The following is a 14,572-nucleotide window of genomic DNA, read 5'->3' as shown; positions in this document are numbered from 1 at the left end:
GGGAAAGCCACAATGAGTGGCCCCATCCCCTTCATTGCCGCCCAGGCGTCCAGCGATTCCTGGCAGCAGGCCATCGGCCAGATTCTCCCCGTCCTGCAAAAATGTGGACCGGAACACCGACTGGGCCTGATCTACATGACCCCGGAATTCGCTTCCGAGTTCGCCGATATCGAGGTGCTGCTGAGACAGTCCACAGGCGTTCCACACTGGGTCGGCACCATCGGTTTCGGCACAATCGGCACAAACCGCAGCGGGTCGCTGGACGAATGCTACGGCACCCCGGCCGTTTCCGTCCTGTTGTGTCCGTTCGCGGAAGATGCATTCCGCATATTCTCCGGCGTACGTGGGGAATCCGACCGTATCAGCGCGACCCATGAAGAGTGGCTTGCGCAGTACGGTCCGCCGATGATCCTGGCACACGGCGATTCCGACAACGGCCTTCTGGGCGGGATCATCGACGATATCGTGCAGGAGACGGACGGCTTCCTGATCGGCGGGTTGAGTGTCGGTCACGGGAATGGATCGCAGGTCGCGGACGGCGCCGATGGACAGGGGCTCAGCGGCGCCATGCTGTCGCTGTCGGAACTGCCGATCCAGACTGCCCTGAGTCAGGGATGCAGCCCAATCGGGCCGGTTCACACCGTTACTGCCGGTGAGGAACATGCCATCTTCGAACTGAACGGGCGACCGGCCCTCGACGTCTTCAAGGAAGATATCGGCGAAATCCTGTCCCGCGATCTCAATCGCTGTGCCGGATATATTTTCGCGGCCCTGCCGGTCGCGGGATCCGACAGCGGGGATTATACCGTGCGCGACCTGCTCGCGATCGATCCCCAGCATCGTGCACTTGCAGTCGGGGCCAGCATGCGGCCCGGGGACGGAATCATGTTCTGCCGTCGTGATCCGGTCAGTGCGACCGCGGATATGCGCCGCATGCTGGGCGATCTGAAATCGCGAATCGGCGACCGGCCCGTGCGCGGCGGTGTCTATGTATCCTGCGCCGCCAGGGGGCCGAACCAGTTCAGCGATCCGGCCCTGGAAACCCAGTTGATCGAGGAGACATTCGGCGCTTTCCCCCTGACCGGCTTCTTCGCCAATGGCGAATTCAGCCGCGACCGCATCTACACCTATACAGGCGTCCTGACGCTGTTCCTTTAGCCGATATCGTTATTCCTGCTTGTCAGGAGGCTGCCGACAGTTTGAAGCGCGAGGAGCACGAATGACTGTCGATCCGGCCTTCCACGTTCAGACCGCTAATGGTGCCGGTCACCGCAAACCCCGACCCCTTCCCGAACAGATTCTCTTCGAAACTGAACTTTGACCCACTCACCTTTCCGGACATTGTTTCGACGGTACCGCCTGCCCCTGTGAAGTCGAATTCCAAAGTGATCACGCGGTTGTAGTAGCGCGCTTTGACCGGAAAGACTTCACCCTTCTCACAGACCTGAGGCCCTGGCTCATTGCCTTCGCTTCGAGGTGTCGCCCCTTCACCGATGAAGCGCCCGGCATAGGCCGATCCGCGCCCGACCGGCACCGGCTCCACGGCGTTGTCGGACGATTGCCTTTTGTTATGATTGACGCTGTACAGGCCGTCCGGTTTGCCTCGGCGCCAATCTCCAGGGCTGTCCCAGACGATCTGTTTGCCGCGGGCAAATACCATACACTTGGATTTATGCCGTTTTTCGCACTCGTAGATTATCTTGGTATCGGCGAGGGCCTCACAGTGGCCCTGGTAGTTCCAAGGACAGTAATAATAGAAAGACTTTGCGCCATCCTCGGTGACGGCGAAGCTCATCGGCGTCTCACGGGAAATATAATGATCGTAGTTGCGTAGGGCACCGTCGCTGAACTGGATCGGCCCGCTGCCGGTATAGCCGCCGCGGCAACCCGCAGCACCTAGAACAAGCAATAAAACTACGAAAATGCGCATACCTGCCCCCCCAATTTGATCATCATCAGATAATAATGAATGAACCGAGCAACTCAACCTATTCGGGCACCTCTCTTCTGATTTCCGGACTTTGCCTTTTCACAAGGCGTATGAACCCCATATCTTGAGAAAGGCCCCGCCGACACCGGGGCCATTTTCTTTGTACCGGAGGGGATCTTATCGATGCGCTACAACAAGCTGGGACATACCGATATCGACGTCAGTGTGATTTGCCTGGGCACCATGACCTGGGGCGAGCAGAACACCGAAGCCGAGGGGCATGCCCAGATGGACTACGCGTTGGATCGCGGCGTGAACTTCTGGGACACCGCCGAACTCTACGCCATTCCGCCCCGGGCGGAGACCTATGGCCGGACCGAGGAGATCATCGGCACCTGGTTTGAAAAAACAGGGCGGCGATCGGACGTCATTCTGGCGTCGAAAGTCGCAGGACGCGCCGGCCGGCTGCCCTATATGCGTCCGCACCTGCATGGCGGCGAAACCAGACTGGACCGTCAGTCGATCCTGGAAGCCTGCGACGCCAGCCTGAAACGGCTCAAGACCGACTATATCGATCTCTATCAGTTGCACTGGCCGGAACGGGAAACCACCTCCTTCGACTCCGTGACCTACTCCCACAATCCCGAGCAGGACGGCTTTCCGATCGAAGAGAGCCTGCGCGCACTGGAGGAACTGGTGCAGGCCGGGAAGGTCCGATATGTCGGCGTCTCAAACGAATCGGCCTGGGGGGTCATGGAGTTCCTCCGGTTGGCGGAAACAGCCGGACTGCCGAGAATCGTCTCCATTCAGAACCCCTACAATCTGCTGAAACGGGAGTATGAGTACGGCCTGGCGGAAGTGTCCTGCCGCACCGGGGTTGGCTTGCTGGCCTACTCGCCCCTGGCGATGGGAACATTGTCCGGCAAGTATCTCGACGGCGCCAGGCCCGAAGGTGCGCGCTTGACCCTGTTCAACGAATACTTCCCGCGATATCAGAGTGATAGGGCTGTCGAAACGATCCGGAAATACGTCGATGTCGCCCGCCGCCACGGCCTCGATCCGGCGCAGTTGGCGAACACCTTCGTCAACACCCGGCAGTTCACGACGGCGAACATCATCGGGGCCACGAATCTGGACCAGTTGAAGACCGCCATCGACACCGGAGACATGACCTTGTCCGACGATGTCCTGACCGACATCGAAGCCATTCACAAGGAGACGCCAATCGGGTATTAAGGGTGTGGGGTCGATTTTGACCCCATATATAGTGGAGGCGCGCCATGATACGGCTATTCGTCGCCCTGCCCGTGCCAGCGGATGTTCGGCACGTGCTGACCGGGTTGCAGAACGGACTGCCCGGTGCCCGCTGGACCGATCCCGAGAACTTCCACCTGACACTCCGCTTCATCGGCGAGATCGATTTCGGCATGGCCGAGGATCTCGCACACACTCTGATGCGGATCGATGCCCCCGGCTTCGATGTCACGCTGGACGGTCTCGGCTGGTTCGGCAACAAGCGAAAACCCAGTGCCCTGATTGCCAATGTCCGCAAAAATGACGGGCTTCTGCATCTCCAGCGAAAGATCGAATCCGCGGCGGTACGTTGCGGATTGCGGCCAGAAAGCAGAAAGTTCCATCCGCATATCACGTTGGGACGCCTGAAGACGACCAGCATCGACTGTGCGGAGCGTTTCGTCGCCGAAAGGCGGCTGCCGCGCAATCTGGGCTTCGATGCTGATCGGTTCGTGCTGTATTCCAGCTTCCTGTCGCATACCGGGTCGATCTACACGGAAGAGGCGGACTACCCGTTACGGTTCATGACCTACGCCGCCGCGGAATAGCGCGGCCCTGGAACTTAATACGCCCCGGACGCAGCGGCAACGTTGCGTCCGGTCCGGTGGTCACAGATCTTTCCCCGCCCCATCCCTTGCCATGCCTGCCTCGGCGGAGTACCGATTCCGTCCGAGATTTATCGCGGCGCGACCGAAAGACCGCCGCCACGCAAGAAAAGGGTGGACATCATGAATGAGATCAAGACCAAGGGCCTGAGCCTCAAGGACCCGAGCCTGCTGAAGCAGCAGGGTTACATCGACGGCCAGTGGGTCGACGCCGACAGTGGCGAGACCATCGATGTCACCAACCCGGCGACCGGCGAAGTTATCGCCACGGTGCCGAAGATGGGCGCCGACGAAACCCGACGTGCCATTGAGGCCGCCAACGCCGCCTGGCCGGCCTGGCGTTCCAAACTCGCCAAGGACCGCGCCGCGATCCTGCGCCGCTGGTTCGAACTGATGCATGAAAATGCCGACGATCTGGCGCTGATCATGACCAGCGAACAGGGCAAACCCCTGCCGGAAGCCAAGGGTGAGGTCGCCTACGGCGCCTCCTTCCTGGAATGGTTCGCCGAGGAAGCAAAGCGGATGTACGGCGATGTCATCCCGCAGCATCAGGATGACAAGCGCATTGTCGTCATCAAGCAGCCGATCGGCGTCACGGCCTTCATCACGCCGTGGAACTTCCCGATTGCCATGATCACGCGCAAAGCCGGTCCGGCGCTGGCCGCCGGCTGCCCCGCCGTCGCCAAGCCCGCGTCCCAGACGCCGCTGTCGGCACTGGCGCTTGCCGAACTGGCGGAACGCGCGGGCGTACCGAAAGGTGTTCTGTCCGTCGTCACCGGCTCGGCCGGCGCGATCGGCGGTGAGATGACCGGCAACCCGATCGTGCGCAAGGTTTCCTTCACCGGCTCGACGGAGATCGGCAAGATCCTGATCAAGCAATGCGCCGACACGGTGAAGAAGGTATCCATGGAACTGGGCGGCAACGCACCCTTCATCGTCTTCGACGACGCCGACATCGACGCGGCGGTTGATGGCGCCATCATCTGCAAGTTCCGCAACGCCGGTCAGACCTGCGTCTGCGCCAACCGGATCTATGTCCAGGACGCGGTCTACGACGAATTCGCCGAGAAACTGGCCGCGAAGGTCAAGGCGCTGAAGATCGGCAACGGTGTCGATGACGGCGTCGTCATCGGCCCGCTGATCGACATGTCCGCGGTGGACAAGGTCGAGGAACATCTGGCCGATGCGACGTCGAAAGGGGCGAGTGTCCTGACCGGCGGTCAGCGCCATGCACTGGGCATGTCCTTCTATGAGCCCACGGTCCTGGCCAATGTCACACAGGACATGATGGTATCGAAGGACGAGACTTTCGGCCCGCTGGCCCCGCTGTTCCGCTTCAAGGACGAGGATGAAGTCGTCGCCATGGCGAACGATACGGAGTTCGGCCTGGCCTCCTATTTCTATGCCCGCGATATCGGCCGCGTCTGGCGCGTCGCGGAACAGCTGGAATACGGCATGGTTGCCCTGAACACCGGCATCCTGTCGACCGAGGTCGCGCCGTTCGGCGGCGTCAAGGAATCCGGCCTGGGCCGCGAGGGTTCCAAGTACGGCCTCGATGAATTCTGCGAGATGAAATACATCCTGATGGGTGGCGTGTAGGCGCCTTATCCCCCTCTCCCTCCGGGAGAGGGGGGCACCGCCACGGTCGGGTGGGGGCATGCGGCACCGAGAGGTCGCCGCGAAGGCTTTTGCTTTCGCAGAAGCACGGCTAGGTTCAATGCGTGTCTTGGGCGCTTTGATTGGGCCCCAGCCTCCACCGTGTTCCTGCGAAAGCAGGAACCTTTCAATATCCGGCACAGACAGCTACCGCCATTGAGATGGCGGCAGTCGGGTCGTTAGCCCAGATAGCGGTAGATGTAATACCGCTCCGGATCCATGTCGGCGGGCTTTTCCAGTTCCACCGAACCGTCGACCGGCACCGGCTGGTCGCTGAGGATACGGGCCCCCGGGGCCAATAGCGGCTTGAGGGCCGGGGCCAGGATCGTGCGTCCGAAATCGATGCTGGCCGGTTCGTCGCCATTGCCGACATCGCTGTGAACCAGGATCGCGCGCGGCCCCAAATCTTGCGCGGCCCGTTCCAGCTGCTCGATCACATGTCCCAGATACAGTCGGTTGTCCGGCGGAATGCAGCCGGGATGCGCGCGGACTTCCCGCTCGAAGACATAGATGTCACGGCCCGGCATGTTTTCACGCAGATGGTCGTAGGTCCGGCCGTTGCCGAGCCCCAGCTCCAGGACGATGCCGTCCTTGTCCGCGACGTCCGCCATGGCGTCGTTGAGCAGCCGGCGCTGCGCATCCATCCGGCGGATGAAGGATTCCAGTCGTGACATGGGAAAAGACTCTCTCGGGAGGCGCGGGTTACGGGTCCCTATGTAGCCCGTCCTCCCGATTTGCCAAGTCACAAACCGGTCGCACCGGATCACGCGGGCTGGAGCTTGCGGTTATCTTCGATCGGCAGATGGACCAGGGCAGCGAACAGCCCAAGTGCGGCACTGGCGATCCACATCAGATCGTAGTTTCCGAAGCGTTCGATGAATTCCCCGGCCATGACCAGCCCGATGAAACTGCCAACCTGGTGGCTGAAGAACACGATGCCGAACAGCATGCCGACATTGGCGGGACCGTGCAGCTTGGCGACAGTCAGGCTGGTCAGCGGCACGGTCGACAGCCACAGCAGCCCGATGACCGCGCTGAACGCGATCAGCACGAATTCGGTGACCGGGATGAAAAGCAGCGCCAGGGCGGCAACGCCGCGCAGGAAGTAGATCATCGCCAGTGGATATTTCGGCCGGAACGACCCGCCGATCTGTCCGGCCACGATCGTGCCGATGATGTTGAAGGCACCAATGACCGCCAGTCCGTAGGTCCCGGTGCTCTTCGGCAGGCCGCAGAGGACCGCAAAATTCGGCAGGTGCACGGCGATGAAGGCCAGGTGAAACCCGCAGACGAAGAAGCCGGCGATGAGCAGCAGGAAGCTGCGGTCGGCCATGGCGCGGCCGAGCACCTCGCCCAGTGCCTGACCCGGCGCAGCAGCCGCCGCCACCCGTTCCGCCTCGGTCGGGCGGCTTTCGCGGCGTATCAGGACCGTCAGCGTCGCGGCCGCCAGACAGATCGCCCCCATGACCAGGAAAGCGTCGATCAGGCCGAAACTCTGCAGGAAAACATCGCTGAGCGGTGAGAAGACCAATTGGCCGAAGCTGCCCCCTGCCGTCGCGATGCCCAGGAAGAGCCCGCGCCGTTTATCGCTGGTGGTACGGCCGATCGCCGCCAGAATGACAGGAAACCCGATCGCGGCCTGGGCCATGCCCAGCGCAATCCCGGCGGATGCACCGAACAGCAGATAGCTGTCCGAATAGGCCGTAACCGCGAGACCACCGGCGTAGAGCACTGCACCGGCGAACGCCACCGGCGCCGCACCGTACCGATCCGACAGACGCCCGGCGAAAGGCTGCGCGGCCCCCCATACGAGATTCTGGATGGCGAGGACGAGCGAGATCGAGCTGATATCGAATCCGGTGGCTTCCGGCATCGCCGGCAGAAAGACACCGAAGGAGATGCGCGCGCCGAAACTGACGGCCAGCAGCAGGAACCCTGCCAGCAGCACCAGGATGGCATTGCGATCGTTCGTGGACATGGATCGGACTCCCAGTTTCGCGCGCGGTTCAGGGGTGATACGCCCCATTCCGTCCGGCGTCTCGCGAAATCTGCGCAAGAATATTTCGCCGTCAGGTCACGGGTGTCCCCTTGAAACGGCGCGCGGGCTAGGCCTCCCGCACCCTGCGCCACGGCAGCAGACTGCCAAGGGCGGCCGGCAGAAGGTATCCGATCATGAACCCGGCAAAGGTATGGACGGCCCCGGAAAACGAAATCGGCACGGCCGGCACAAAGGCCTTTGCCGTATTGGTCGCAATGTCGGGTTCCAGATGGAATGCCGTTTCCAGGACAATCATGTACCAGGGCGCATCGATCAGGCGCTGATAGGCGGCCTCCAGACGCTGCCGCCGCGCCAGGGTCGCCAGCATGGCGTCGCCTTCTCCGCGAACGATGTCGTCCGGATTACTCTGGAAGTGCCGGACATAGTCATAGCGATCCATGCCGGCCTTTTCCGCCCGTTCGTCCAGCGCCGCGATCTGAAGGGTCAGTTCATCCAGTGCCCCGCCGACGCGCTGGGTGTACTGCTGATGGAATTCCGGAAACTGCGACATCGCCACCGCGAACAGCAGCGCAAACAGGATATGCAGCTTCTTCAGCATCGGAACGGCCCCCACCCAATTCGACAGCGGGGATCATAGACCGACTCCGCCCCAGATTGCCAAGTGCTGCGTCACCACGTTTCGGACTGATGCCTCAGCTTTGCAGGTTCTGCGCCAGGAATCCGGTCGTCCGGTCCCAGGCCAGGGCGGCGTCTTCCTGATCGTAACGGGCACTGGTCGGGTTGGCGAAGGCATGATCGGCCTCATACCAGTAGACCGTCAGGCTCTTGCCGGCATCGGCCATCGCAGCAACGAAGCCGTCGACCATGGGTTTGTTGATGAACTTGTCCTCGGTCGCGAAATGTCCCAGCACCGGACCGGCCAGGGGAGCCAATTCCTCCGCCGTCTTGTTGACCCGGCCGTAATAGACGACCGTCGCATCGACGGGGCTCGCCAGGGAGGCATTCAACGACCATCCGCCGCCGAAACACCAGCCGCAAGTGCCGACCCTGCCTGTTCCGGCCTCATGGGTCTTCAGGAAATCCGTCCACATAGTGCAGGTCTCGACCGCGGTCTGCGGATCGTCGCCCACCTTGCCGATCAGGGCGCGCGCGCCGTCCGGATCGGTCGCGACCTCGCCATCCATCAGGTCGATGGCCAGCGCGATATAACCCTGGGCGGCAAAATCGGCCGCAACCGCCTTGATCTGGTCGTTCAGGCCCCACCATTCATGAATCAGCATTACCGCCGGGGCGGGTGTCGTCGCCGGCATCGCCAGGGATGCCGTGACCGTCTTGCCGCTAGCGGTTTCGCCCTGCAGGTCGGTCAGGCCCGCCGCCGCTGCGCGCGCCAGTTCGGGGTTCGCCAGTACCGTCGCCAGCGGCAACGTGCCCAATCCGGCGCCCATACCCTTGATGACATCCCGTCTTGCGAACATGACTTTCCTCCCTGATGACACAAGTTGCGGCCCGCAGTGTGCCGCCGTTCCGGGAAAGATTTAAGTCACGAATACGCGACGAAAAGGACCGGTCAGCGGGTTCCGAACAGCCGATCCCCCGCATCGCCCAGGCCGGGAATGATGTAGGCCTTCTCATTCAGCTTCTCGTCCAGAGACGCCGTATAGACCGCGACGCCGGGATGGGCATCGGCGAAGACCCGCATTCCTTCCGGGGCGGCCACAAGCGACAGGAAGCGGATGTTCTGTTCCTCCACGCCGCGATCGACCAGTACTTTCACCGCATGGGCGGCGGAATTGCCGGTCGCCAGCATCGGGTCGCACAGGATGAAGAGGCGGCCGCCCGGCTCCGGCAGATTCACGTAGTACTCTTCCGGCATCTTGGTATCCGGATCGCGATAGACGCCGATATGCCCGATCCGCGCCGATGGCATCAGTTCCAGCAATCCGTCGACCATGCCCAGCCCGGCCCGCAGCACCGGTACGATCGCCGGCTTCCGACCCGCCAGAACCGGCGCACGCATATCCTGCAGCGGCGTTTCGATGTCGACCTTGGTCAGGGGCACGTTACGGGTGATCTCGTAACCCATCAGAAGGGCGATTTCCTTCAGAAGGGTCCGGAACATGTTCGTCGGCGTGTCCTTCTTCCGAAGGAATGTCAGTTTGTGCTGCACCAGCGGATGATCGACGATGTGCAGGGAGGGAAAGTCTTTATGCGTGCGCATGGCGGCGGGCGCTCCTCTGGCTTTCCGGCGGCGGGGACGGCGCGGGCGGCTGGTCGGACTGAATGTAGTTGCGAGGCCGCAGAATAGTGTGCGGCGGCGGTTGGAACAATCGCGGAAATGCCCTTTTTACCCTGGCGGATGGTGCCGGTCCCACGGGTCGGGTATGGTGGTTTTTTATGGCAATCTGTGAAGAATCGCCGATTCTGAGGACTTATTCGCTGTTTCGTAAGGATCACATTCGCTGATGAGCGACGACAAGGACCGCGCCGCCGCCAATGCAAACGCTCCCGGCCGAGCCAAGGTGGCCCGCTTCCCGGGCGGCAGGCGGTTCGGGGATTCGGCCGTACCGGAGGATGTCCAGCGTCTGGCCGACAAGGCCCAGCGCCGCTCGCGGATCGTCGGGCTGGCGGCGGCGATCGTAACCGTCGGCTGGATCGCGATGGCCGGCAGCTACCTTCAGGAGCTCGGCGGTCTGCAATTGATCGACGTCCTGCTGCCCCATGAGATCGGGGCGATTGCCACCGGGTTCGTCTTCCCGCTGATTCTGTTCTGGATATTCGCTCTCTACATCCGGCGGTCCGAGGATGTCCGCATCCATACGGAAATGCTGCGCCGGCAGATGGACCTGCTGACCGTCCCGGTGGAACAGAACGATCTGCGGGTGCGGCGCGTCGCCGACATGCTGCGCGATCAGGCGGACCGACTGACCCAGGCCGGCGATGTGGCGATCGCCAATCTGGGCGACCTGGCGGATGCACTGCGGGAGACTACGGACCTGCTGGATTCCGCCGCTCACCGGGCCGAGGACAAGGCCAGCGACATGCGCAAGGGGCTGTCCGCACAGGCAGATCGCCTGGAAAGCGTCGCGGACCGCATGGAGCGACACCGGCGCGAGATCGAGGAATCCGTCGAGACCCAGTCGGAAACGCTGATGAAGGCGGCGACCAACGTCCTGGAAACCACGGATTCGGTCACCGCATCGCTGAAGATTCAAGCCTCGGACACGGTCGCTGCGTCGGAACGGGCGGCCGAGGAAATCCGCAGCATCGGCGATCTGTTCCAGGATTACACCGACCGGCTGACCCATGCGACATCCGTTGCGGAGAAGCAGAGCGCCGGCGCCCGCGACACCCTGGACGGCAGCATCAAGGCACTGGGCGACGCGTCCGACAACGCCCGGGAGAGCGCGTCCGCCATTGCACGCAATCTGAAGGAAGAGGTCGACCGGATCGGCGCCCGCCTGAAGGATGCCTTCGAGCGGCAGACCCTGGAGATGACCGGGTTCGCGGACCGCAGCGAAAGCCGCATCACGCAGTTGAGCGAGATCCTGACCCGGCAGGCCGGCCTGCTGGAGGAATCCGTCGCCCAATCGCTGGCCCGCCTGGACGAAGGCATGACCGAAAGCCTGAACCGGGCCACCGACCGCGTCGACGGCATCGCCGATTCGACGGACGAGACCGCCGCCCGCTTCGGCAGCCGTCTGGACGAGAGCGTCGGCACGGCGAAGGCCGATCTGGACAAGGCGCTTCAGCGCACCGAACAGCAGATCGAGGAAATCACCCTGTCATTGCGACAGCAGTCGGAAGACCTGACCAAAACGACCGACGGTCTGGCGACCCATTCTGACACCGTTCGCAGTTCCGTCGCCCGCCAGATGGAGGAGTTCACGGCCCTGATTGCCGCTCTGGCGGAACAGGCCGACGCGGTGAACGCGGAAAGCGACCGGCAGCGCAAGGGCCTTGCGGCGACATCCGAACAGGCGACCGCGCAACTGCGGGAAATGGGGGTCGCACTGCGCGAACAAGCGGGTGAGATCGCCAAGGCGAGCGATCTGGCGGCTGCCCGGTCGGAATCGATCCGCGCTTCCTTGCGTCAACAGGCCGGCGAACTGACCGCGGCGTCGGAGGCCACCGCCAAGCAGGCCAAGGAGATCGAAAGCCTGCTGGCCCAGCGCCTGTCGGCAATCAAGGACGCCATGGCGGAAGGCATGGAGACCCTGGACGATACGTTCGACCCGGCGATTGCACAGACCCGCGGCATGGTCGAAATGCTGAAGAAGCAGAGCCATTCCCTGCGCGAGGCCGCCGACTGGTCGGCCAGCCACGCCCAGCAGCTAGGCGAAGTGCTGACCAAGAATTCCAACGCCTTGCGCGAGGCGGCCGATCGGGCCACGGGCCAGATTCGCGAAATCCGGCACGGTCTGCAGCACGAGACGTCGGAGTTGGAACGGGTTACGGACAAGGCGAGTGGCGACGCGATCGCAATCCGCGAACGGCTGGCCGCCGATGCGGAGGCGCTGCGGGCGCTGGCGATTCAAATGGCAGAACAGCGCGAAGCGCTGGACAATCACGCGGAAAGCCAGGCGGCAACCCTGCTTGAAGCGTCGCGCACCGCCGTCGAGAAGGGCGGCGAACTGGACCGGATGCTGCAGGCGCGGGTCGAGGATATGGCGGCGATCACCGACGAGGTCTCCCGCCGCCTGACAGAGGCCGGCGGTCTGTTCCGCAGCGAGACCGGCGAGATGCGCCAGGCGACGCAGACGGCGCTGACCCTGCTGGAGCAGGTCGGTCAGACCTTCCACAACCAGGCCGAACAGCTCACCACCGCTTCGGTGCAGGCCGGAATGCAGATCGCCGACAATCGCGAAGCGCTGAAGCGTCAGGCCGACGCGCTGACCGGTGCGGCCGAGGCCGCATCACGCTCGCTGCAACTGATTTCCGATGCCTTCGCGCAGCAGGCGGAGGGGGTCGAGGAACGGACCGAACTGACCGCGGAGCGCGTCCGCGCCCTGATCGAGATGTTGCGCACCCAGTCCGGCGACATCGCCGCGGCCGGCGATCTCGCGAACCAGCAACTGGCCCTGGTCGGCCGGACGCTCAGCGAGCAGGTCTCGGCGCTGGAACGGGCGGCGGGGGCCTCCAAGGGACAGTTGAAGGACCTCGTCGACACCCTGTCCGAACGGACGCAGCAGATGATGAAGGCCGTCGACGAATCCGAAGTTCGCTCGTCGCGCGCCGCAGAGAAGTTCCAGGGCCAGGTCGAGCGCCTGACCGAGGCTTCGCTGCGCGCCGAGGAACAGTCGGAACAGATCAAGCTTCAGGAGGAGGAACAGCGCCGCGACCTGTTCCTGAAGACCGCGCGCTACATCGTCGAGGAACTGAATTCGATCTCCATCGACCTGACCCGCGTGCTGCAGGGCGAAGTGCCCGAAGCGGACTGGCGGCGTTATGTGAAGGGCGACCGGACCGTCTTCACCCGGACCCTGCTGCGCACCCGTCAGGCCTCCATCGTCAAGACGGTCATGGACAAGATCCGCCACGACCCGGACGCCCGGAAATACGTGCTGCGCTACATCGACCAGTTCGACCGCCTGCTGTCCGAAAGCGAGATCACCGACCCGGAGCACCTGCTGCACTCCACCTTCCTCACCTCGGATGTCGGCAAACTCTACATCCTCCTCTGCCGCGCCACCGGGCGGGAGGAGTGACAACGATCGACGTCAAGGTCGGGGCAGTTCAATGTTTTGCGGCTAACCGTCCTCAGCTACCACAAAACTGACGTTGCGCCCTTCCCTGTCACTGCCGACTGCAGAAAGTGGCTCGACGTCCTTCCCGGCCTCAATCTTTCCGGTTGCGATCAGGCCGTCCCGACAAATGACGCCCCAAGAGCCGCTTCTCCCGGCGTCGGCGCGGTTCAACTCGCCAAGACAAGCGCCACGAGACGTTGTCACCAGCTCCAAGCGCATTGCTTCTCTTTCCGGGTCAATACGGATGTTGCCGACGCCCTCTTCGCCCCCCCAGATTACATCCAGGTAACGATACCTCGCATGGTCGCTTTCCATGTCTTCGGCTGTAGGCACACTGATGCGACGCTGAGAATTGGTTCCCCAAACAATGTCCCGTCCAAGTGCGTAAATGAGGCATCGCTTGCCGGTTTCCCGTTCGCAATGATGGACGATGTCAATTGCTACCAGCCCCCTGCAGGCCAGGTTCGTCTTGAGCAAGCAGGTCACGCCATTGGCGTCGGAGCCATCCTCCGTGACCGCGAAACCCATAGGCACCTTCGCAGTCATATATCTCTGAAGCTTCTTCTGAACGTCCAAGGACAGTGTGACCGGTCCACTGCCTATCAGAGACGCCCCGCTATCCGGCCCCCCGGTCGACTGGCATCCCGCGGTGATGATACAGCCCAAAAGGACTGCAGCCAAAGATCGATACATGAATGCCCCCCTCTCTCAGAAGGGGAATGTAGCAAATGACGGGAGCGCCACAACCGGACACTACCTCTGGCCGTCGCCGACCGAGATCTGGTCCTGGGTCAGGCCGCCCATGCGGGCGTGGATGCGGCCGCCGTCGGTCATGGCAAGAACGAACATCAGTTCCTTCGCGCGCGGGGCGTCCGCGACCTGAACGGTGACGGTGGAGAAGTGGCTGCGGACATAGGCGGCGTTGATGTGGTGGATCGGCACGTCGAGGCTGGTTCCCGCAACACCGACCTTCTTGGACGACGGCACGATGGCCTTGGCATCGCCCAGCAGACGGCGCATCGCATAACCGCCCGGCACATGCCACAGCGCCCCGTGCTCCAGTTCCCCGTCGATCCCGACTAGCGAGCCCTTGCCATAGGCCTCGACCCGGTCCGCCGGGCAGTCCAGCGCCTTCAACAGTGCCGCTGCCATCTCGTCGCCCAACGGCTTCAGGGGCTCCATGCCTGCCTGCACATCCTCGACATAGCCGCCGGCATAGGGGTTGGCGATGATGGCGGCGGACCAGGCCACGGCGACCGGGCGATCCGGCGTCGGGCCGAATTCGTGGCGGATCTCCTCGCGATGGGTAACCAGTTTACGGATGGCGACGTCGAAGCTCATGGCG

General features: G+C 62.9%; 13 protein-coding genes. 5 read left to right on the top strand and 8 right to left on the bottom strand.

The genetic code is table 11. From position 1 onward, the window contains the following. The first annotated feature begins 12 nt into the window (after positions 1-12). Complete coding sequence (locus tag R8L07_10800) at positions 13-1,158, top strand: FIST C-terminal domain-containing protein (protein ID MDW3206017.1); 1,146 nt, start codon at positions 13-15, stop codon at positions 1,156-1,158. A 22-nt stretch (positions 1,159-1,180) separates the two neighbouring features. On the opposite strand, the gene R8L07_10795 is transcribed toward R8L07_10800, so the two are convergent. Next, positions 1,181-1,930 carry a hypothetical protein gene (locus R8L07_10795; protein MDW3206016.1) on the bottom strand — a complete coding sequence of 250 codons (750 nt, stop codon included), beginning with the start codon at positions 1,928-1,930 and terminating at the stop codon, positions 1,181-1,183. Between the two features lie 183 nt (positions 1,931-2,113). On the opposite strand from R8L07_10795, the gene R8L07_10790 reads away from it, so the two are divergent. The 3 genes from R8L07_10790 (at position 2,114) to gabD (ending at position 5,427) form a co-directional block, all read left to right on the top strand. Further along, positions 2,114-3,166, top strand: a complete 1,053-nt coding sequence (locus R8L07_10790) for an NADP(H)-dependent aldo-keto reductase (GenBank protein MDW3206015.1) — start codon at positions 2,114-2,116, stop codon at positions 3,164-3,166. Positions 3,167-3,210: 44 nt separating this feature from the next. Next, a complete protein-coding gene (gene thpR, locus R8L07_10785; protein MDW3206014.1) occupies positions 3,211-3,771 on the top strand; it encodes an RNA 2',3'-cyclic phosphodiesterase in 561 nt (186 codons plus the stop codon). Positions 3,772-3,975: 204 nt separating this feature from the next. After that, positions 3,976-5,427 (top strand): NADP-dependent succinate-semialdehyde dehydrogenase, encoded by a 1,452-nt coding sequence (gene gabD / locus R8L07_10780; GenBank protein MDW3206013.1) that lies wholly within the window; start codon positions 3,976-3,978, stop codon positions 5,425-5,427. A 236-nt stretch (positions 5,428-5,663) separates the two neighbouring features. Here gabD and R8L07_10775 read toward each other — a convergent pair whose 3' ends face one another. The 5 genes from R8L07_10775 to upp form a co-directional block, all read right to left on the bottom strand. Beyond that, positions 5,664-6,158, bottom strand: coding sequence for a class I SAM-dependent methyltransferase (locus R8L07_10775; GenBank protein MDW3206012.1), 495 nt, complete (start codon positions 6,156-6,158; stop codon positions 5,664-5,666). Between the two features lie 89 nt (positions 6,159-6,247). After that, the gene (locus R8L07_10770; protein ID MDW3206011.1) at positions 6,248-7,462 is read right to left on the bottom strand and encodes an MFS transporter; all 1,215 of its coding nucleotides are present in this window, start codon (positions 7,460-7,462) and stop codon (positions 6,248-6,250) included. Between the two features lie 127 nt (positions 7,463-7,589). Further along, the gene (locus R8L07_10765) at positions 7,590-8,081 is read right to left on the bottom strand and encodes a DUF2937 family protein (GenBank protein ID MDW3206010.1); all 492 of its coding nucleotides are present in this window, start codon (positions 8,079-8,081) and stop codon (positions 7,590-7,592) included. Positions 8,082-8,175: 94 nt separating this feature from the next. Further along, on the bottom strand, positions 8,176-8,958 hold the full coding sequence (locus R8L07_10760; protein ID MDW3206009.1) for a dienelactone hydrolase family protein: 783 nt from the start codon (positions 8,956-8,958) through the stop codon (positions 8,176-8,178). Positions 8,959-9,050: 92 nt separating this feature from the next. Beyond that, positions 9,051-9,701: a uracil phosphoribosyltransferase gene (upp, locus tag R8L07_10755; GenBank protein MDW3206008.1), complete on the bottom strand. Its 651-nt coding sequence runs from the start codon at positions 9,699-9,701 to the stop codon at positions 9,051-9,053. Between the two features lie 244 nt (positions 9,702-9,945). Here upp and R8L07_10750 point away from each other — a divergent pair, with 244 nt between their 5' ends. Then, entirely contained in the window at positions 9,946-13,188 is a 3,243-nt protein-coding gene (locus tag R8L07_10750) for a hypothetical protein (protein MDW3206007.1), read from the top strand. 42 nt (positions 13,189-13,230) lie between these two features. On the opposite strand, the gene R8L07_10745 is transcribed toward R8L07_10750, so the two are convergent. Both R8L07_10745 and R8L07_10740 read right to left on the bottom strand, forming a co-directional pair. Then, positions 13,231-13,755, bottom strand: a complete 525-nt coding sequence (locus tag R8L07_10745) for a hypothetical protein (protein ID MDW3206006.1) — start codon at positions 13,753-13,755, stop codon at positions 13,231-13,233. 225 nt (positions 13,756-13,980) lie between these two features. After that, on the bottom strand, positions 13,981-14,568 hold the full coding sequence (locus R8L07_10740; protein ID MDW3206005.1) for an amino acid synthesis family protein: 588 nt from the start codon (positions 14,566-14,568) through the stop codon (positions 13,981-13,983). Positions 14,569-14,572: the final 4 nt, after the last annotated feature.

Source organism: Alphaproteobacteria bacterium, from assembly GCA_033344895.1.
Taxonomy (GTDB): Bacteria; Pseudomonadota; Alphaproteobacteria; order UBA8366; family Aestuariispiraceae; genus Pacificispira.
This window is presented reverse-complemented; position numbering and strand designations above follow the sequence as displayed.

Excerpts from the sequence above, each read along its gene's own strand:
- R8L07_10800 (MDW3206017.1), top strand. The coding sequence starts at position 13 with ATGAGTGGCCCCATCCCCTTCATTGCCGCCCAGGCGTCCAGCGATTCC.
- R8L07_10795 (MDW3206016.1), bottom strand. The coding sequence starts at position 1,930 with ATGCGCATTTTCGTAGTTTTATTGCTTGTTCTAGGTGCTGCGGGTTGC.
- R8L07_10790 (MDW3206015.1), top strand. The coding sequence starts at position 2,114 with ATGCGCTACAACAAGCTGGGACATACCGATATCGACGTCAGTGTGATT.
- thpR (MDW3206014.1), top strand. The coding sequence starts at position 3,211 with ATGATACGGCTATTCGTCGCCCTGCCCGTGCCAGCGGATGTTCGGCAC.
- R8L07_10775 (MDW3206012.1), bottom strand. The coding sequence starts at position 6,158 with ATGTCACGACTGGAATCCTTCATCCGCCGGATGGATGCGCAGCGCCGG.
- R8L07_10770 (MDW3206011.1), bottom strand. The coding sequence starts at position 7,462 with ATGTCCACGAACGATCGCAATGCCATCCTGGTGCTGCTGGCAGGGTTC.
- R8L07_10765 (MDW3206010.1), bottom strand. The coding sequence starts at position 8,081 with ATGCTGAAGAAGCTGCATATCCTGTTTGCGCTGCTGTTCGCGGTGGCG.
- R8L07_10760 (MDW3206009.1), bottom strand. The coding sequence starts at position 8,958 with ATGTTCGCAAGACGGGATGTCATCAAGGGTATGGGCGCCGGATTGGGC.
- upp (MDW3206008.1), bottom strand. The coding sequence starts at position 9,701 with ATGCGCACGCATAAAGACTTTCCCTCCCTGCACATCGTCGATCATCCG.
- R8L07_10750 (MDW3206007.1), top strand. The coding sequence starts at position 9,946 with ATGAGCGACGACAAGGACCGCGCCGCCGCCAATGCAAACGCTCCCGGC.
- R8L07_10745 (MDW3206006.1), bottom strand. The coding sequence starts at position 13,755 with ATGGGTTTCGCGGTCACGGAGGATGGCTCCGACGCCAATGGCGTGACC.
- R8L07_10740 (MDW3206005.1), bottom strand. The coding sequence starts at position 14,568 with ATGAGCTTCGACGTCGCCATCCGTAAACTGGTTACCCATCGCGAGGAG.